At 65.0% G+C, this 17,123-nt stretch carries 17 protein-coding genes; 3 read left to right on the top strand and 14 right to left on the bottom strand.

All coding sequences use genetic code 11. The features are described 5' to 3' along the window. Positions 1-1,204: 1,204 nt before the first annotated feature. Entirely contained in the window at positions 1,205-2,014 is an 810-nt protein-coding gene (locus tag ABZ677_RS02520; RefSeq protein WP_358366404.1) for an ImmA/IrrE family metallo-endopeptidase, read from the top strand. Here the strand turns inward: ABZ677_RS02520 and ABZ677_RS02515 are convergent. From ABZ677_RS02515 to ABZ677_RS02490, 6 genes are read right to left on the bottom strand one after another with little or no spacing between them, the layout of a single operon-like run. After that, positions 1,989-2,906, bottom strand: coding sequence for a biotin-dependent carboxyltransferase family protein (locus ABZ677_RS02515; protein WP_358366403.1), 918 nt, complete (start codon positions 2,904-2,906; stop codon positions 1,989-1,991). The genes ABZ677_RS02520 and ABZ677_RS02515 overlap by 26 nt on opposite strands. Further along, the gene (pxpB, locus tag ABZ677_RS02510; protein ID WP_358366402.1) at positions 2,903-3,505 is read right to left on the bottom strand and encodes a 5-oxoprolinase subunit PxpB; all 603 of its coding nucleotides are present in this window, start codon (positions 3,503-3,505) and stop codon (positions 2,903-2,905) included. Before pxpB ends, ABZ677_RS02515 begins: the two co-directional genes overlap by 4 nt. Continuing rightward, positions 3,505-4,263 carry a 5-oxoprolinase subunit PxpA gene (locus ABZ677_RS02505; protein ID WP_358366401.1) on the bottom strand — a complete coding sequence of 253 codons (759 nt, stop codon included), beginning with the start codon at positions 4,261-4,263 and terminating at the stop codon, positions 3,505-3,507. Before ABZ677_RS02505 ends, pxpB begins: the two co-directional genes overlap by 1 nt. Positions 4,264-4,273: 10 nt before the next feature. Then, positions 4,274-5,152, bottom strand: a complete 879-nt coding sequence (locus tag ABZ677_RS02500) for a metal ABC transporter permease (RefSeq protein WP_358366400.1) — start codon at positions 5,150-5,152, stop codon at positions 4,274-4,276. Next, positions 5,149-5,982 (bottom strand): metal ABC transporter ATP-binding protein, encoded by an 834-nt coding sequence (locus tag ABZ677_RS02495; protein WP_358366399.1) that lies wholly within the window; start codon positions 5,980-5,982, stop codon positions 5,149-5,151. The genes ABZ677_RS02500 and ABZ677_RS02495 overlap by 4 nt, the downstream gene beginning before the upstream one ends. Before the next feature lie 48 nt (positions 5,983-6,030). Next, on the bottom strand, positions 6,031-7,050 hold the full coding sequence (locus ABZ677_RS02490; RefSeq protein ID WP_358366398.1) for a zinc ABC transporter substrate-binding protein: 1,020 nt from the start codon (positions 7,048-7,050) through the stop codon (positions 6,031-6,033). A 141-nt stretch (positions 7,051-7,191) separates the two neighbouring features. On the opposite strand from ABZ677_RS02490, the gene ABZ677_RS02485 reads away from it, so the two are divergent. Then, the gene (locus tag ABZ677_RS02485; protein ID WP_037195065.1) at positions 7,192-8,298 is read left to right on the top strand and encodes a LacI family DNA-binding transcriptional regulator; all 1,107 of its coding nucleotides are present in this window, start codon (positions 7,192-7,194) and stop codon (positions 8,296-8,298) included. 225 nt (positions 8,299-8,523) lie between these two features. Here the strand turns inward: ABZ677_RS02485 and otsB are convergent, their stop codons facing one another. Both otsB and ABZ677_RS02475 read right to left on the bottom strand, forming a co-directional pair. Further along, positions 8,524-11,076, bottom strand: a complete 2,553-nt coding sequence (gene otsB / locus ABZ677_RS02480) for a trehalose-phosphatase (RefSeq protein WP_358366397.1) — start codon at positions 11,074-11,076, stop codon at positions 8,524-8,526. A gap of 59 nt (positions 11,077-11,135) precedes the next feature. Continuing rightward, positions 11,136-11,879, bottom strand: a complete 744-nt coding sequence (locus ABZ677_RS02475) for an FCD domain-containing protein (RefSeq protein WP_037190693.1) — start codon at positions 11,877-11,879, stop codon at positions 11,136-11,138. Between the two features lie 80 nt (positions 11,880-11,959). Between ABZ677_RS02475 and ABZ677_RS02470 the strand changes: the two genes are divergently transcribed. Then, positions 11,960-12,520: a gluconokinase gene (locus ABZ677_RS02470; RefSeq protein ID WP_037190692.1), complete on the top strand. Its 561-nt coding sequence runs from the start codon at positions 11,960-11,962 to the stop codon at positions 12,518-12,520. A 136-nt stretch (positions 12,521-12,656) separates the two neighbouring features. On the opposite strand, the gene ABZ677_RS02465 is transcribed toward ABZ677_RS02470, so the two are convergent. The 6 genes from ABZ677_RS02465 to ABZ677_RS02440 all read right to left on the bottom strand — a co-directional run bounded on the left by ABZ677_RS02465 (position 12,657) and on the right by ABZ677_RS02440 (position 17,009). Further along, a complete protein-coding gene (locus ABZ677_RS02465) occupies positions 12,657-13,457 on the bottom strand; it encodes a CbtA family protein (RefSeq protein ID WP_358366396.1) in 801 nt (266 codons plus the stop codon). Further along, complete coding sequence (locus ABZ677_RS02460) at positions 13,448-13,585, bottom strand: CbtB domain-containing protein (protein ID WP_255139041.1); 138 nt, start codon at positions 13,583-13,585, stop codon at positions 13,448-13,450. Before ABZ677_RS02460 ends, ABZ677_RS02465 begins: the two co-directional genes overlap by 10 nt. Positions 13,586-13,690: 105 nt before the next feature. Further along, on the bottom strand, positions 13,691-14,116 hold the full coding sequence (locus ABZ677_RS02455; protein ID WP_358366395.1) for a nitrile hydratase accessory protein: 426 nt from the start codon (positions 14,114-14,116) through the stop codon (positions 13,691-13,693). Then, positions 14,113-14,715, bottom strand: a complete 603-nt coding sequence (gene nthA, locus ABZ677_RS02450; protein WP_358366394.1) for a nitrile hydratase subunit alpha — start codon at positions 14,713-14,715, stop codon at positions 14,113-14,115. Before nthA ends, ABZ677_RS02455 begins: the two co-directional genes overlap by 4 nt. Beyond that, entirely contained in the window at positions 14,712-15,419 is a 708-nt protein-coding gene (gene nthB / locus ABZ677_RS02445) for a nitrile hydratase subunit beta (protein WP_037190497.1), read from the bottom strand. The genes nthA and nthB overlap by 4 nt, the downstream gene beginning before the upstream one ends. Before the next feature lie 27 nt (positions 15,420-15,446). Further along, positions 15,447-17,009, bottom strand: a complete 1,563-nt coding sequence (locus ABZ677_RS02440) for an amidase (protein ID WP_358366393.1) — start codon at positions 17,007-17,009, stop codon at positions 15,447-15,449. Positions 17,010-17,123: the final 114 nt, after the last annotated feature.

Genomic DNA, 17,123 nt, shown 5'->3' with positions numbered 1-17,123 from the left:
TGCAAGTGACACGATTGAGTCGAGCTGCCGCAGGCTTCAGCGCTTGTTTTCCCGATGTCACACTCAACCCTGATGCGTTCGCCTCAGCAGTTCGGGCGCTGCGATCCCCCGGCCCCCGCCCGGTCCCTCAGCTCGGGGCTTTCATATTTGCAATGGTGTCAACACCTCCTGTGGACAGCATGCTGCTCCCTTTCGTCCAGGCAATGGGCGTGAGGGCAGCCTTAGAGCTAGGACTGTCGGCAAGCGACGCGGAGAGCGTGGTGACGAGCGTCCTAGCCCAAGTCACCGCGGACCTACCGTTGAGCGGTCTTGTAGTCGCAATAGGTGCTCCCCGGGGAGCAATTGGCATCGACAATCTCGCGGACCACGACCGTTTCATCGAGGGGCTACACGATGAGCTCTCGTTATGTGGAGCAGTGCCCCTGGGGCCGCAAGAGCACCCGCAGAGCGGTCCGGAAGGACTTAGTGGAACCAGCAATCAGTGGAGGGGCCACATAACGACGCACTGTGAGCCGGTGTTCAAGCATGATGCTCTCGTTGCAATTGAGGGTCCGTCGCTGGGGCTAGGAGAATCAGTCGACATTGCTCGTCGACTAGGTGTCCCAATATTTGGAGTGCAGTGGACCCCGCGGGCAACGGACTGGTCAGTGGGTGGTCCGGAAGAGGTCCGGGCTCATTCCTCTTGTCGCATGCAACCCGATGGTCGCGCTGTTATGACCTCGATCAGCGTGGCTGCCGGCGACCCGGATGCGCCGCGAGAAGTTGCAAGGGCACTGTCGGAGTCAGCTGCGTTAATCCGTACCCGGCAACGTAGACGCCATCTTGCGGTGGCCAAGATTCACGGCTACCGCATGTACTTGATGAAGTTCCTGAACGACTTGGACGGTGGCATGTGTCAGCCAGAAGTCTCGGACCCGATGCGGTTCTCCGCATTATCAGAGATTGAAAGAGAGTCGATAGCCGATGCGGCTGGCGCGATGACGTATTCCGACTTTACCGCTATGAGACGCTTGCCGCGCGCAACCCGGTCCGCGTTCGAGTCGGCAGCCTCCGGGCTCGGCTCACGCCAACGGGCAGAGCTATTGAGAGTCGGCACAGATGAAATGCTTCAGTCAGCAACTGACCTACGAGCACAGCGCCGGACAAATTGGAACTTGAGCCTGACGTGGCATCACCTTCATCAAGACATAGTCCGGAATCCGATATGAGGCTGCTAGACGAGGCGCTCGCGCAGTTGCCTTCCGGTCGGCCAGCGACCCCGCCGGATCTGGATCAGATCGTGTGTGAACTCGACGCGATACTGACTTACTCAAGAAGGCGCAGGGCATTTGATGGTGCGACCGACCTCAGCTCGTCGCGGCCAGTTATCGAACTCGCGTGGGTAAACCCCTCGGAAAGTCGGTCATTGCTGCCTCGGACGCAAGGTTCCAGTTTGGGTAGAGCAAGGCCTCACCACTACGATGCTCGTTCAAGATTTACCCTGGCCCACGAAATCGCGCATGTACTAGTCCATAGGTTGGGGCAAGTTTCAGATGCTCCTAGTATGCTCAGTCCGGCGGCACTTGAGAAATTCTGTGATTCCTTGGCGGCACACATCCTGATGCCGGAGGATTGGTTCCTCAATCAGATCGGTCCCAGGGCTGACCTCGCGGCATTGCGGCGTACTTCGATGCGTGCTGGCGTGTCAATATCGGCGACTATTGTTCGCTGCAGGAGTCTTGATGTTCAAACTGGGGCCATTTTTTTGTCAAATTCGGACGGAGAGTGGCAGATGTTACGAGCATATGGAATCGGAAGTCCTGCACAGCTACGGTTCGGTCGCTCTGCACAATCAAGTTTGTGTAAGGCGCAAATTAAGGAAGTGTCGGATTGCGTGATCGAAGTCAGATGTGGCGATCACAACCACGAATTGATTGGCCAACTCCGACGCACTTATCACAGCGCTGTTGTGGTAGTTGCCTTTATAGATAGCGATCGGATTCCGTCGCCTAAGGTCTGGCGGTGTCGCTATTAGATTTTCTGGCTGCCCCAGCGTCGAGATGTATGTCAGTGGAGTCGTGTAAACAGAAACGAAGCGCGGAGCCGGGCGTCAGCTGCGCGGCAGCGGACACGTCTGCCGCGGCAACGACGGCGATCACCGGATAGCCGCCCGTGACGGGATGGTCGGCGAGGAACAGTACCGGCTGTCCGGACGGCGGAACCTGTAGTGCCCCGAGAACCATTCCTTCGCTGGACAATTCGTCGTCTCGTGCCCGGCTCAAGGGTTCGGTACCGTCCAGCCTGATCCCGACGCGATCCGAATCCTGCGTGACCGTCCACGGCTGCTGGACCAGTAGCTCTCGGGCGCGTTCGGTGAACCAGTCCTCGCGTGGCCCGAAGGTGATGTGCAGTGTTTCTCGGATTGTCGGCGGAACACCGAAATCTGCAGCGGGCCAGCACAATCTGTCGTTGCCGACAGGCAGGGCGGTGCCGGGGGAGAGAGCGGACGGGCCGATGCCCGACATCGTGTCCGTCGAGCGACTGCCGAGGACGACGGGCACGTCGATCCCGCCCCGTACGGCGAGGTAGCTGCGCAGACCCCATGTCGGCGCAGACAGTTCCAGCTCCTGCCCGGCGCGGATCGCCAGTGTCGAATACAGTCCCTGCTCCGTGCCGTCGATCCGGCAGGCCACGTGCGCACCGGTGACTGCGACGAGAGCGTCGAACTCGGCGCGCAGCTTCAGTCCACCGAGGGTCACTTCCAGTGTCGCGGCATGGGAATCGTTGCCCACCAAGCGGTTTGCGGCATCGTGCGCGAGCAGGTCTGCGGCACCGGAGCGGCCGACTCCGATCGATGCGTGCCCCGGGCGGCCACGATCCTGCACGGTGCACAGTGGCCCCGTCCGCAGCACGGTGAGGGCTCTCATGCCCGCTCGAATCGGACGGTGGTGCCGGGGCGCAGTAGTGCGGGTGGGTCACGGTCGAGGTCCCACAATTGCGCGTCGGTATGCCCGATGAGCTGCCAGCCGCCGGGGGAGGAGCGCGGGTAGATGCCCGAGAACTCGCCCGCCAGCCCCACCGAACCGGCCGGGACGCTCGTGCGCGGTGACGTGCGCCGCGGGACGTGCAGTCGTGTATCGGTGCCGACGAGGTAGCCGAACCCGGGGGCGAAACCGCCGAAGGCGACGGTCCACGTCTGAGCGAGATGAGCCGCAACAACTTCCGTGGTGGTCAGGCCGGTCAGACCGGCCACCTCGTCGAGGTCTTCCCCGTCGTAGACCACCGCGATCACGACGGTCTCCCCCTGGTCATCATCGATCGAGGCGGAGGGCGTCACTGCCGAGATCCACTCGAGAATCGGCTGCCGTGCCCCGTCGAACATCACCAGCACGGTGCGCGCGGCGGGAACGAGGTCGACAACGGCAGCCGGTGGGTCCTGAGCCAGCGCACGGTAGTACGCCATCGTCTCGTCCAGCCCGTCGAATTCGACGAGGGTGGCATTGTCGCCGGCCGGGAGGATACGCATCAGACGAAGGCTGTGATGTCGATGTGGTTGGCGCGCAGCAGTTCCGAGACGGCGGTGGCCATCGCGACTGCGCCGGGGGAGTCGCCGTGCAGGCAGATCGACTCGGCCCGGACGTCGACGGTCGAGCCGTCCACGGCCACGGCGGTGCCGTCGGTGACCATGGTCAGCACTCGCTGTGCCACCGCGTGGGGATCCGACAGCACGGCACCGGGTTCCGAGCGCGAGACCAGCGTTCCCTGCGGGGTGTAGGCGCGGTCTGCGAAAGCCTCTGCGACGGTGCGCAGTCCGGCCCGCTCGGCCTCCTCGAGGAAGACCGAACCGGGGAGCCCGAGGACCGGCAGGGTCGCGTCGTACGAGGTGACGGCGTCGACCACGGCCCGGGCCTGCTCGCGGTGATGCACGATTGCGTTGTACAGCGCCCCATGCGGTTTGACGTAGGCAACGGCCGAGCCGGCTACCTGGGCGAGCGCATCGAGTGCGCCCATCTGGTAGATCACGTCGGCAGTGAGGTCGGCGGGAGAGACGTCGAGAAAGCGTCGGCCGAACCCGGCGAGGTCGTGGTAGCCCACCTGCGCTCCGATCCGCACGGCTGCTCGAGCTGCCGAACGACACGTTCGCAACAGAGTGGTGGGATCACCGGCGTGAAAGCCGCACGCGACGTTGGCGCTCGACACGACGTCGAGCATGGCGTCGTCCTCGCCCAGAGTCCACGCACCGTAGCTTTCGCCGAGATCGGCGTTGAGATCGATGGCCGTCACCCTCGACATCCTAGGCGGCGACGAGCCGTCCGGAATTGGCCTTGCGCGTCGCACCCACAGCGCGGCAGAGCAGGTAGATGACGAACGAGATGGTCGTGACGAACGTCGAGACGGGAAGTCCAGGAGCGAGGGAGAGCAAGATGCCACCGACTGCGGCGATCTCTGCGAACAGGATGGACAGCAGCGTCGCCTTGAGCGGACTGGCCGTGACGCGCGCGGCAGCTGCGGCGGGAGTGATGAGCAGCGAGAGCACCAGCAGAGCTCCGACGATCTGAACGCCGAGCGCACATGCGACGCCGACGAGCACGGCGAAGACCACCGAGAGTGCGCGGACGGGGACGCCGCGGGCCAGCGCCACCTCGGGGTCGGTGCTGGCGAACAGCAGCGGCCGATAGACCACGGTGAGGACGATCAGTACCAGGACCGCGCACACCAGCAGCAACTGGATGCCGCTCTGCCCGACGCCGACGATCTGGCCGATCAGCAGTGAGAAGCTGGTTCCGGTTCGGCCGGGGTAGAGCCAGATGAACAACACCGACAGGCCGAGGCCGAAGGACATGATGACGCCGATGACCGAGTCGCGGTCGCGGGCCTTGCTTCCGAGCAGGGCGAACATCACCGCCGCGACCACGGACCCCACGATGGCTCCGAGGCCGACGGTGATGCCGACGAGCAGTGCGGCGGACGCACCGGTGAGCGAGAGTTCACTCGATCCGTGCACCGCGAACGCCCACTGGCGGCTGACGATCAGCGGACCGAGTGCACCGGCGAGCAATCCGAGGATCGCGGCGGCGAGCAGCGCCTGCTGGACGAAGTCGTAGGTCAGCAGATTGGCTGTGGTGTCGAAGTCGAGCATCTTCGAGAATGCGTCGAGAACTTTCTCGTTCATGCCTTGTCTTCTCTGTCGTGCGGCACGGGTGGGTGGTGTGCGCCTGCCGAGCCGAGCGCATCGATCGAGTCGCCGGTTCCGACCACGACGAGCCGGCCGCGAACCTTCAGGACCTCGACCTCGGTGCCGTACAGCTCGGAGAGCACCTCGGTGGTCATGACCTCCTCGGGAGTTCCGATGCGGAACCGGCCGTCGACGATGTAGACGATGCGGTCGACGAGCGGCAGGATCGGGTTGATCTCGTGCGTCACGAACAGCACTGCCGTGTCGTGCTCACGCCGTCGGCGATCGATGAGGCTCGAGACGAGTGATTGGTTGGCGAGGTCGAGGCTGAGCAGAGGCTCGTCGCACAGCAACACCGACGGATCGCCGACGAGTGCCTGGGCGATGCGCAGACGCTGCTGCTCACCGCCGGACATCGAGCCGACGGGTGCGCCCGCGAAGGAGTTGGCGTCGACCTGATCGATCGCGCGCTGCACCGTCTCCTTGCGCTGCCGCATGCCGCGCAGGCCCATGCCCCATTTGTGGCCGTCCCAGCCGAGACCGACGAGATCGCGTCCACGCAGGGGGAGATCGTCGTCGATGTTGCGTTGCTGGGGCACGTAGCCGACGCCCGACTGGCCGCGGCGGACGGGATGGCCGTCGATCGCGGCTGTGCCGGACGTGAGCTGATTCTGGCCGAGCAGCACCTTGAGCAGAGACGTCTTGCCCGACCCGTTGGGGCCGAGAACGGCGACGAACTCGCCCTTCTCGACCGCCAGATCCAGGTTCTGCCACAGCGTGCGCTCGCCGAACGCCAGTCCGGCATCGCGCAGTTCTACAGCAGGCATGTACTACAGCTTTCCATCAGCAGGTCCGAGATCAGGAGTCGGACCGGCTCAAGGGGCGGTTGCGAGGGCGGCCTGCAGATCCGTTGCTGCCTTGGTCTGCCACTCGATGTACGTCATCCCGGCGGGCAGAGTTTCCGTGACCTCGACGACGGGGATGCCCGCGGCTTCGCTGGTGGAGCGAATGTCCTGCGTCACAGCATCTTCGGTCTGAATGTTGTAGACCAGCGCGCGGACTGACTTCGAGGTGAACAGATCACGCGTCGCAGCGATCGATGCCGGAGACGGGTCGTTGCCCTCCTCGATGGAGTTCTTGAAATCCTCGGGGGTGCGATCGTCGAGCTCGGACTCCTCGATGAGGTAGTGCGCGATCGGCTCGGTCTGCGCAACCGGTGCGTTCGGGTGGTCGGCGGCGATCTTCGCCGTCACGTCGGTGATGCCGTGCACCTGCTCGTGGAAGGTCTCGGCGTTGGCGGTGTACTGCGCAGCGTTGTCGGGATCGAGCTGACCGAGCTTGTCGGCGATCTCCTCGGCGGTGTGCGCTGCCACCTCGGCGTTGTACCAGACGTGTTCGTTGACCTCGCCGTGCGAATGGCCGTCACCGTCCGTTGCCTCTGCTTCCGGCGTCGCTTCGTCGGAGGCGGGCTCGGAATCGTGATCGTGGCTCTCGTCCAGCAGCGTGAAGGCATCGACCGACGGCACGTCCTTGCCCTCGGAACCGAGGATGTCCTCGATGAACTGGTCGTAGCCGCCGCCGTTGTAGACCACGAGCGACGCCTCGGCGACGGCGGCTGCGTCGGCGGGGCTCGCCTCGTAGGAGTGCGGGTCCGCGGAGGGATCGGAGATGAGCGAGGTCACTGTCGCCAGATCGCCTGCCACCGCTTCGGCGACGCTTCCCCAGACGTTGGTGGACGCGACGATCGTGATCGGTCCGTCGACAGGGGTGGCCGGGGCGGACTCGATGCTCGCGGAGTCGGTGGAGCTGCATGCGCTGAGCGTGAGGGCTGCGGCGCAGGTCAGGCCGAGTGCGGCCGTGAGTTTGGTCCGGGACGCGCGACGGATGGACGACATCGATGTACTCCTGAAGGGCAAGGCTTGACGCTAATGGAAACCGTTACCGTTGTACTCTAGCGTTCGACGGGCCTTTGTTCGAATCGGACGAAGACGACCTCGAGTTTCTTCGCGGTGCGTAGTGGGACTAACGTCCCGGTTATGGTCAGGTCAAGCGAACCGCGACGTCAGGCGACGTTGGCGTCGATCGCTGCCGAACTGAAGGTATCTCGCACCACCGTCTCGAACGCCTACAACCGACCCGATCAGCTCTCCCCTGAACTCCGCGAACGCGTCCTCCAGGCCGCCAAGCGTCGCGGATACGCAGGCCCCGACCCCGTCGCGCGATCGCTGCGCACCCGCAAAGCCGGGGCCATCGGACTGCTCCTCACCGAAGCTCTGAGCTACTCCTTCCGCGACCCGGCCGCGATGAGCTTCCTCGCCGGACTCGCCGAATCCTGCGAAGCCGCCGGACAGGGCCTACTGCTCATCCCCGCCGGAGCCGAACGCGACGACGTGCAAGCCGCAGCCGTCGTCCAACAAGCAGGAGTCGACGGCTTCGTCGTCTACTCCGTCGCCGACGACGACCCCTACCTCGCGGCCGTTCGCGAACGCCACCTACCGATCGTCGTCTGCGACCAACCCCGCAATATCCCCGAAGCGGCCCTCGTCGCCATCGACGACCGTGGCGCGATGAAAATGCTTGCCGCACATCTGATCTCGCAGGGGCACGAGCACCTCGCGGTGCTGTGCATGAGGCTCGGACGCGACCGCCGCGATGGCGTCGTACCCCCGGGGCGGTTGGCGGACAGCCACTTCCACGTCCAACGCGAACGCATCGCCGGCGTCCAAGCAGCCATGATCGACGCCGGACTCGACCCCGACATCCTCACCGTCGTCGAACGCTTCGACCACACCGTCCGCTCCGGACACTCCGCGGCCGCCCAAGCCCTGCAGGCGAACCGCGAAACCACCGCCCTGCTGTGCACCACCGACGTCATCGCCCTCGGCGCACTCAACTTCGCCCGAGTCTCCGGAATCGATGTGCCGGGCCAACTCTCGGTCACCGGATTCGACGGCATCTCCGACGCCATCCGCGAGAACCTCACCACCGTGCGCCAGGACGCCGAAGAAAAAGGCCGTCGAGCAGGCAAACTGGTGCTCTCGTCCTCGCACTCGGGCATCGTCGCCGCCGAAACCCTGCCGACCGAACTCTTCCGCGGGCGAACCGCAGGACCGCCGCCGAAACAGCCGCCCGCTATCGCCTGAGCTGAGCCGCCCGCCCCGTTCGCGCGCCCGCCCCTTTTCGCGCGCCCGCCGCCCGCCCCGTTCGCGCCGCCCGCGCCCCCTTCGCGTCAATGGACCGCTGCACGGCTCAGACGTATGCAATGTGCCATTCACGCAGCAGACCCCAGTGGGTGAATGAACCATTACAGGGCTCAGACGTATGCAGTGGTCCATTGACGCGGAGCCGGAGCCGGAGCCGGGGCGGGGTCAGGCAGGCTGAGCGCTGAGCAATCTCGCGCAACGCAGCAGACCCAGGTGACTGTAGGCCTGCGGATGGTTGCCGAGTGATCGTTCGGCGATGGGGTCGTATTCCTCACTGAGCAGTCCGGTGGGGCCTGCGGCACTGACGAGTTGAGCGAACAATGCTTCGGCTTCGGCGCGTTGTCCCACCAGGAGGTATGCCTCCACGAGCCAGGCCGCGCAGAGATGGAAGCCGCCCTCGCCGCCGGGGAGTCCGTCGTCGTGGCGGTAGCGGTAGACGGTGGAGCCGCTGCGTAGTTCGGCTTCGGTGGCGGTGACGGTGGCAGCGAAGCGTGGGTCTGCCGGGTCGATCAGGCCGGACAGTCCGATGAACAACGTCGCGGCGTCGAGGTCGGTGCCGTCGTAGGCGGCGGTGAAGGACTGCACCTCCTCGTTCCAGCCGTTGGCGAGCACTTCCTCGCGGATGGTCTCGCGCAGAGCCGCCCAGGCGGGTTCTGTTGTGCGACCGAAGGTTTCGGCCAGACGGATGGCCCGATCGACGGTGATCCAGCCCATCACCTTGGAGTAGACATGATGACGGGGGTTGTCGCGGATTTCCCAGATGCCGTGGTCGGGCTCGAACCAGCGACGTTCGACGGCTTCGACCATGGCGCGGACGAGTTCCCAGTCGTCGTCGGAGAGACCGTTCTCGGACCCCTTCGCCTTGCGTGCGTGGGCGAGAGCGGACACCAGTTCGACGATGGGGCCGAAGACGTCGAGCTGAACCTGTTGATTGGCAGCATTTCCCACGCGCACCGGACGCGAGCCGGCGTAGCCGGGCAGCTCGTCGATGACGGCCTCGGGCGGAAGTCCGAGACCCCAGATGGTGTAGAGCGGGTGCAGACGCTCGGGGCCGGAGACCGATTCGAGTACCCCATGAATCCAGGAGAGGTAGTTCTCGGCCTCGGCCGTCGATCCGACGTCGACCAGCGCGGCTGCGGTGAGTGCGGCGTCGCGCAGCCAGCAGTAGCGGTAGTCCCAGTTACGGACTCCGCCGATGTCCTCGGGCAGTGACGTGGTGGCCGCGGCCATGATCGAGCCGGACTCGGCGTGCACGAGTCCACGGAGGGTCAGTGCCGATCGCTTCATCAGATCGCGCTTGAGTGGAGGCAGGTTCAGGCCGTCGGCCCAGTCCTTCCAGTACGCCTCCGATGCGCGGCGACGCTCCACCTCGTCCCATGGGTGCTGACTCAGATCGTTTGTGCCGAGCCGCAATTCGAGAACGATCGGTCCGTCGGACGGATCGACCTCCGCGTGTGCCGTCTGCTGGGATCCGTCGGAGACGATGTTCCAGGTGACGCCGGGGCTGCGCAGCACCATCGGATCTGCCGTACCGACGATGCGCAGGCCGTCGACATCGGGTTCGATCGAGGCCCATGCCTTTCCGAATTCCGGACGCGGTGCGAAGGTCACCACAGCGGTTGCCTTGCCGGTGATGACTCGCGTCAGCGCGGTCTGGCCCTGGCCGATGTCGTGCGGCAGGTAATCGGTGACCTGCAAGCTGGCCCACTTGGTCTGCACCGTCATCGTGCCGTCCACGTACTGCTGACTCAGTGGAAGTGATACGCGGGTGGGTCCGACGCTGAAGTGGCCGGCCTGATCGCCGCCGAGCAGGTGCGCGAACACGGCTGCGGAATCGGGCTCGGGGTGACACAGCCAGGTGACGTCGGCGTCGGGGGTCAGCAGCGCAACGGCATTGGGGCTGGCGAGCATCGTCAGTCGTTCGATGCGCGGGGCGTCGGCTCCCGAAAGCCACTGCCGGCGCTCTTCGAGTAGGAATGCCAGGGCGAGCGCGACGTGCTCGGTGCTGTCGATGCGGAACTCCGCGAGGGTGTCTCCCGGTCCGATCTTGACGCCGATATCCGGCCCGTGCAGGTGTCCGAAGGCCTTCTCGTCGGTGACGTCGTCACCGAAAAAGACTGCGGCAGTAGCGGCCTCCTGGTGCCGAAGAATGTCGAGGGCGACACCCTTGTCGGTGACGATGACTGCCAGCTCGATGACGGACTTGCCCTCGGTGACCTGAACGCCGTCCCGTGCGGCCGCGCCGGATCGCACTGCTGCGAGCGCTTCGTCACCGGCGGCGGTCTCGGCGTTGCGGACGTGCAGCGCGACGCTGGCCGGCTTGGTCTCGATGCTGACGCCGGGATGGGCGTCGGCGATGGCCTGGAGCTCGCCGGTGATGACGGTGAGGAGCTTCTTGGCGTTCTCGTCGATGGCGTTGATGAATCCGGCGTCGAACTCACTGCCGTGGCTGCCCACCAGCTGTACCTCGGACGGCAGCCGGGAGAGGATCGCGAGATCGCGGAGGGCACGTCCGGAGATGACGGCAGCGTTGGTGCCGGCCAGGGAAGCGAGCCCGCGCATGGCGCTGACCGACTCGGGGTGAGGGAAGGCCTTCTGTGGGTCGGAGACGATCGGTGCCATGGTGCCGTCGTAATCGGACGCGACGAGCAGACGCGGAGTCCGAGCTACTCCGACGAGTGCGCGGCGAAGTTCGAGCGGCAATTCGAGAGCAGTCACCCGTCGAATCTAGGCGATGAACCCCGCCTCGGCGTACCTGGCTTTGTGCGCTCGACGCATCACTGCTGGTCGGGGACCAGACCGGGCGACGGAGTCACACCGGAGGCCGCCGACATCGAGGCCGCGGACTTGGTGACGATGGCCAACATGGCTCGCTGCGCGCCGTCTGCGTCGCCGGATTGGATCGACGACGCGACCACGCCGTGCAGTCGGATCGCCTCCGGGTCGGCCTGCCGCGACATCAGTGCGTGGCGGGTGCGGCCGGCGAGCACCTCCACCACGATGTCGGACATCGACCGCAACATCGGGTTGCCCGAGGCCGCCAGCAACGTGCGATGGAAGTTGCTGTCGTGTTCGAGGTAGGCGTCGGAGTCCGCGGCCCGGGACGTCGACGACATTCCGATGACGGCGGCCGTCAGTGCGCCGCATTGCTCGGGCGTTGCTCGATGCGCGGCGAGCTTGGCTGCCAAAGGCTCGATGCCCGAACGTAACTCGCTGAGCAACAGCAACTGCTCGGCGCGGGCGGGCCCGGCCAGTTGCCAGCGGATGACCACCGGGTCCAGGGAGTTCCAGTTCTGCGAGCCCTGCACGGTGATCCCCACGCGTCGACGCACGGTGAGCAACCCAAGCGATTCCAGGACGCGGACCACTTCCCGGACGACGGTCCGTGACACGGTGAACCGCACGGCGACGTCGTCGGCCGAGATTCGGGTCCCGCTCGGGATCGCGCCGCTCACGATGTCGCGACCGAGCTCGTCGAGCACCGAATCGTGAAGCTGGCGGAAGTCGCTGGTCTCGCTCATGTCCGGTCGATCGTCCCACGGGTCGCCCGGTTTCTCGCGTCTGTCCGATCCGCGCGGGCGTGATGGAGCAGTATCGAGGGATGGCAGCACAGACGACAGGCAGAGCACATCATCCGGTTCTCGTGGTGATGGGAGTGTCCGGATCGGGTAAATCCACGGTGGCGGGCATCCTCGCCGGAGCATTGAAATGGGACCTGCAAGAGGGCGACGACCTGCATCCGGACGCCAACGTGGCGAAGATGGCGTCGGGTCAGCCGTTGACCGACGAGGACCGGTGGCCGTGGCTCGACATCATCGCCGAGTGGATCACCGATCACACCACCACGGGCCGATCGGGAATCGTGACGTGTTCGGCACTGAAGCGGACGTATCGGGACGTGCTCGCTGCTGGGTCGAGGGAGGGCTCGGAGGTGATCTTCGTGCATCTGGCCGGAACCAAGGATCGGATCAGCGGTCGCCTCAACGCTCGGATGGACCACTTCATGCCGTCCTCGCTGCTCGACACACAGATCTCGACCCTGGAGCCACTGGGTGAGGACGAGAACTCCATCGTCGTCGACATCGGTCCACCCCCGACCAAGATCGCCGAGCAGATTCTGCTCGAACTCGAGAAGCGGGCGGGAATGTCGGAAAGTCACTGAGAAGACCGACTGGGGCACAGGTCGCCCCGCAGCGACTGCCATCGGACGCCTTGTCAGGTTCACTCCGCCCGGACGCGTGAATGGACCATTGCACACGTCTCGGCGGTGTGCAATGGTCCATTGACGCGGCGCTGGGTTACGCCGCGACAGCCTCACGGCGGACAGGGCGCACGGCGCGATCGGTGAGGAACGCGAACGCCAACCCCAGCGCGAGCCACAGGGTCGCCTGGGTCGCCAGGGACGACAGGCGGAATTCCCAGAGCAGGGTTGCCGGGAAGTCCGCGCCGACCTCGTTGACAGTGGGCAACAGTGCATAACCGATGCCGACGATCACCAAGAACGCCAGCAACGGCGCGCCGACACGGACTGCCACCGAAGTCTGCGACGCCACCGCCTTCGCCACGTAGATCCCGACTGCGACGGCCAGCAGCCCGAGAATCACCGTCGCCAACCACAGCCAGGTGCGCTGGGTGATGGTCTCGGGATCTCCGACGGCCGGCGGGTTCGCCGGGTACTTGAAGAACGGGACTGCTTCGATGGCCACCCATCCGGCACCGGCCCCGACGAGCGCGAGGACCGAACCGGGCAGTGAGGTGAAGCGTCGCCCGTAGTGCAGTGCCGAGGCGAAGATCGCGCCGAGCGCCAGGCCGGCGAGTCCGGTGGCGAGGAACAGTCCGACGCGTTGTCCGTCCCGACTGACCAGTGCCTCCTCGTCGCCGTGGGAATGCGCCGCCGGGGCGGCATCGGTGTCGGTGTGATGGGTGTCGGTGCCGGCTGCTTCCTCGATGGCGATGGCCGAGTCGATGTGCGGTTCACCGACGACGTAGGCGACTGCTCCGGCGAGCAGGCCTGCGAGGAGTCCGGCGAGCAGGCCTCGGAGCAGGAGTTGGACGAATGTGCCCTGCAGCGTCGGGCCGTGGGTGTCGGTCAGTGGCATGGCAGGCCCAGCAGGTGGCGGCCGTCGTGCATCAACTCGTGCATGTACATGCCACTGCGGGAGATCGCGCCCTGATCGAAACCGACGAGGTAGAGCACGACGAAGGCGAGCAGGATCGTTGCGATCATCACGGTCGAGGCCGCGATCTTTTGCAGGGCGGTGTCGGGTGCTGCGGACAAGGTGGTCATGGGATGTACCGCTTTCGGGTGGTGTTCGAGTGTGTTTTCGAGATTTCAGGTGCGGGCCGGATCGATGCTCACGGGTTCGAGATGCGCCTTGTGGTGGTCGCGATCGGGTGGTGTTGCGAGCACTGTCTCGGTTCGTTCGTCGAGAACCGCGTCGCTGAGCAAGCCGCTACCCGAAAGTCGTGTTTCCAGTGCCGTGAGCCAGTGTTCGTAGTAGGACCAGGGTGATTCCTCGGCCGGATCGTTCCGTTCCTCCCACGACTTGATCGACTCGATCAACGAGAGCTGAAATTCCGACCACTCGAACTGGCGGGCATCGTAGGCCGCGACGGCCATGGCGAAGGCGCGTATCTCCCAGGGTTTGGTGAAGGCGGTGTCGCCACCCGGTACATCGGGGAGGCTGCAGACGAGCTTCTCCACCCGGCGGCGTGCATCGCCGAGTTCGGTTGCGTCCCGGCGGATTGTCGTCGTCATGCCGTCGCCTCGATAGCGGGACCGACGCCGATCATGCTGTCGCGACTGACCAACTCGGCCAGCTGATCCTCGGTCCATCCGTCGGTACCCGCAGGACGCGCAGGAAGTACCCAGTACCGCATCTCGCTGCTCGAGTCCCAGACCCGAATCTCCACGTAGTCGGAGACCGTGTAACCGAAGCTCTCGGCCAGTACCTTGCGCGGCTCGCGCACGATCGCGGCCCGGTACTGGGGCTCTTTGTACCAGTTCGGCGGCAGTCCGAGAACGGGCCACGGGTAGCACGAGCAGAGAGTGCAGACGATCACATTGTGGACTTCGGCGGTGTCTTCCACGACCACCATGTCTTCGCCCTGCAATCCGCCGATGCCGAGTTCGGCGCACGCGCCGGTCGCGTCGGCGAGGAGTCGAGCCTTGAACTCCGGGTCGGACCATGCTTTGGCCACGACCTTTGCACCCAGCTGCGGGCCCACTTCGTTCTCGTAGATCTCGACGAGACGATCGATGGCCTGGGTGGTCATGATGCCCTTCTCGATCAGCATCGATTCCAAGGCCTTGACGCGTGCAGCGATCTCTTCCTGGCTGCGAACAAGTCCACTCATACTGCCTGTGCTCCTTCGGTTTTCACGAGTTCGATGTAGGGTTCCCAGACGTCGAAATACACGGCTTGATTGGCGTCAGCGGTCTCCGTGCCCCACAGTTCGTCGGCTTCGAAGCGGACGTTGTAGACGTGCTCGGGACAGTCGCCGAGGTTGTTGCCCGCGGTATCGGGATAGATGAATGTGCCGTGTGCCATCACGATTTTCCCGGTTGCGCCGCGGATGTAGCGCGCTTTCCTGGTGTGTCCGCGGGGTGAGCCGCGCAGCACGCGAACCGTGTCGCCGACCGCGAAGCGTGCGACTTTGTCACTTTCCCTCTTGGCCGGTGCGCCTGCGGGTACGACGGCGTCGATGAAGGCCAACAGTTCGGGATCGTCGGCATGATCGGGCAGCGGAGCGTCGGGGTTCTTCAGGAAGTGCTCGGTTCGGCGATCGAGTTCGTCGAGGTCCAACTTTCCGGTGCGCTCACCGTGGTACTCGACGGTGTGGATCCAATGTTCGTAGTACGGCGACTTCAGATAGACCGCGGGGTCGATCAGCTCCATGCCGTAACGAAATTGGTCGACTCCGAAGAATCCGCCACGGAAGCACATGGAGAACATGCCGAAAGCGACCTTTTCCCATTCCGCTCGAAATATCGGTTCGTTCTCGGGGACGACAACGGTTCCGATTCCATCGGTTCCGCCGAGGTCGAATACTCCGTTCATCTGTTTCTCCTTCGATGTGATGGGTCGTCAGGGCGACGTGAGGGCAACGCGGCTTCGCGCAGAATCGGGCGTGGGAAACCCGCCGACGAGTTGTTCGTATGCATGACCCACACGCAGCACCGTGGCGTCGTCGAAGTGCTTGCCGACGATCATCATTGCGGCAGGGAGGCCGTCGACCAGATCCGCCGGAACAGACAGCGCCGGGTGTCCGGTCACATCCAACGGGGCTGCGTTGACGACCATCCCGAGGGCCTTGGTGAGGTAGGTGGCACGGTCGATGCCGGCTTCGGGCAACTCGGTGGCGGTATAGGGAAGAGTGGGCATCACCAGTACGTCGTAGGCTTCGAGCGCGGTGTCGTACGCGGCACGAGCCGTCGGAACGAGGTTGCGGGCCTTACCGTAGATCGCCGATCCCAGTGTGGTTGTTCCGTGATGTCCGCACAGCGCAACGAGTTTGACGGTCTCGGACAGTTCGTCGGCGTGCTCCATTCGTCGGCCGGCGAAGTACGCCATCTGTTCCGGGTCGTACAGACCACTCGCGTTGAGCCCGTAGCCGTTACCGTCGAGCATCTGGTACGCCGCTCCGTCGGTCGCGATGACGTTCCAGACGTGGAAGGCGTGTCGATGCCACGGAATGCTCACCTCCTCGACCACCGCACCGGCCTCGGCGAAGCGCTGCACTGCAGCTCGTACTGCGGCGTCGACCGCGGGCTGGGAGGACTCGTGTCCGAAACCTTCTGTGACGACGCCGATTCGGAGCCCCTCCACCCCGTGGTCGAGACCCAGGGTGTAGTCGACGGTGGACACGTCCGCGGGCTGGCGGGGATCGTTGCCGTCGGATCCGGCGATGACCGACAGCATCAGGGCCGCGTCGGCGACCGTCCGGGCGATCGGGCCGACGTGGTCGATGGTGCGCTCTATCGGGAAGGCTCCCGTGTACGGAACCAGGCCGAACGTCGGCTTGTGGCCGACGACTCCACAGAACGCGACCGGAATGCGGATGGACCCACCCTGGTCCCCGCCGATCGCCATGTCGACATCGCCGTTGGCGACCAAAGCGCCGCTGCCACTGGAGGACCCACCCGCTTCGCGACCGAGATCCCACGGGTTTCGCACCGGTCCCGACGCGGAGGTGAAGCTCGAACCGGAGAAACACAGGTCCTCGCACACCGACTTGCCGACGATCTCGGCTCCGGATTCCAGCAGGCGCGTGACGACGGTGGCGTCGCGTGAGGGGACGAAGCCTTCGAGGGTGCGTGAGCCGTTCATCATCGGCACCCCGGCCACGGCGACGTTGTCCTTGATGGCGACGCGTTTTCCGGCGAGGCGGTCGTCCACCGGCTCGGCCGATCGGATCGCGGTGGTGACGTACCAGGCTCCGAGCGGATTCTCGGCTTCGGCGAGGACTCGATGTTCTCGATCGGGGATGCTGGGCGCGATCTGTGCGTACAACTCGTCCACGACGTCGTAGGACCCGAGAGCCCCGTCGACCAACCCGGCGAACTCCTCACGGTCCGAGGCGCTCAGATCGATCCCGAAATGCTCTGCGGCCGAACCGATCGCATCCGGATCCGGGCGTGAAACTGTCATGTCGTCTCCTGTCGAAACAGCAAGTCGTGTCGGTGTGTCGGAGGGGCGAACGCGCCCCTACCCACCGAGGTTCTCTGTACTCGGATCAGGCGACGCTAAAGCAGTTCGAGTCAA

The organism is Rhodococcus sp. NPDC006774, from assembly GCF_040636045.1.
Lineage (GTDB): Bacteria > Actinomycetota > Actinomycetes > Mycobacteriales > Mycobacteriaceae > Rhodococcoides.
This window is presented reverse-complemented; position numbering and strand designations above follow the sequence as displayed.

Excerpts from the sequence above, each read along its gene's own strand:
- ABZ677_RS02520 (WP_358366404.1), top strand. The coding sequence starts at position 1,205 with ATGAGGCTGCTAGACGAGGCGCTCGCGCAGTTGCCTTCCGGTCGGCCA.
- ABZ677_RS02515 (WP_358366403.1), bottom strand. The coding sequence starts at position 2,906 with ATGAGAGCCCTCACCGTGCTGCGGACGGGGCCACTGTGCACCGTGCAG.
- pxpB (WP_358366402.1), bottom strand. The coding sequence starts at position 3,505 with ATGCGTATCCTCCCGGCCGGCGACAATGCCACCCTCGTCGAATTCGAC.
- ABZ677_RS02500 (WP_358366400.1), bottom strand. The coding sequence starts at position 5,152 with ATGAACGAGAAAGTTCTCGACGCATTCTCGAAGATGCTCGACTTCGAC.
- ABZ677_RS02495 (WP_358366399.1), bottom strand. The coding sequence starts at position 5,982 with ATGCCTGCTGTAGAACTGCGCGATGCCGGACTGGCGTTCGGCGAGCGC.
- ABZ677_RS02490 (WP_358366398.1), bottom strand. The coding sequence starts at position 7,050 with ATGTCGTCCATCCGTCGCGCGTCCCGGACCAAACTCACGGCCGCACTC.
- ABZ677_RS02485 (WP_037195065.1), top strand. The coding sequence starts at position 7,192 with ATGGTCAGGTCAAGCGAACCGCGACGTCAGGCGACGTTGGCGTCGATC.
- ABZ677_RS02475 (WP_037190693.1), bottom strand. The coding sequence starts at position 11,879 with ATGAGCGAGACCAGCGACTTCCGCCAGCTTCACGATTCGGTGCTCGAC.
- ABZ677_RS02470 (WP_037190692.1), top strand. The coding sequence starts at position 11,960 with ATGGCAGCACAGACGACAGGCAGAGCACATCATCCGGTTCTCGTGGTG.
- ABZ677_RS02465 (WP_358366396.1), bottom strand. The coding sequence starts at position 13,457 with ATGCCACTGACCGACACCCACGGCCCGACGCTGCAGGGCACATTCGTC.
- ABZ677_RS02460 (WP_255139041.1), bottom strand. The coding sequence starts at position 13,585 with ATGATCGCAACGATCCTGCTCGCCTTCGTCGTGCTCTACCTCGTCGGT.
- ABZ677_RS02455 (WP_358366395.1), bottom strand. The coding sequence starts at position 14,116 with ATGACGACGACAATCCGCCGGGACGCAACCGAACTCGGCGATGCACGC.
- nthA (WP_358366394.1), bottom strand. The coding sequence starts at position 14,715 with ATGAGTGGACTTGTTCGCAGCCAGGAAGAGATCGCTGCACGCGTCAAG.
- nthB (WP_037190497.1), bottom strand. The coding sequence starts at position 15,419 with ATGAACGGAGTATTCGACCTCGGCGGAACCGATGGAATCGGAACCGTT.
- ABZ677_RS02440 (WP_358366393.1), bottom strand. The coding sequence starts at position 17,009 with ATGACAGTTTCACGCCCGGATCCGGATGCGATCGGTTCGGCCGCAGAG.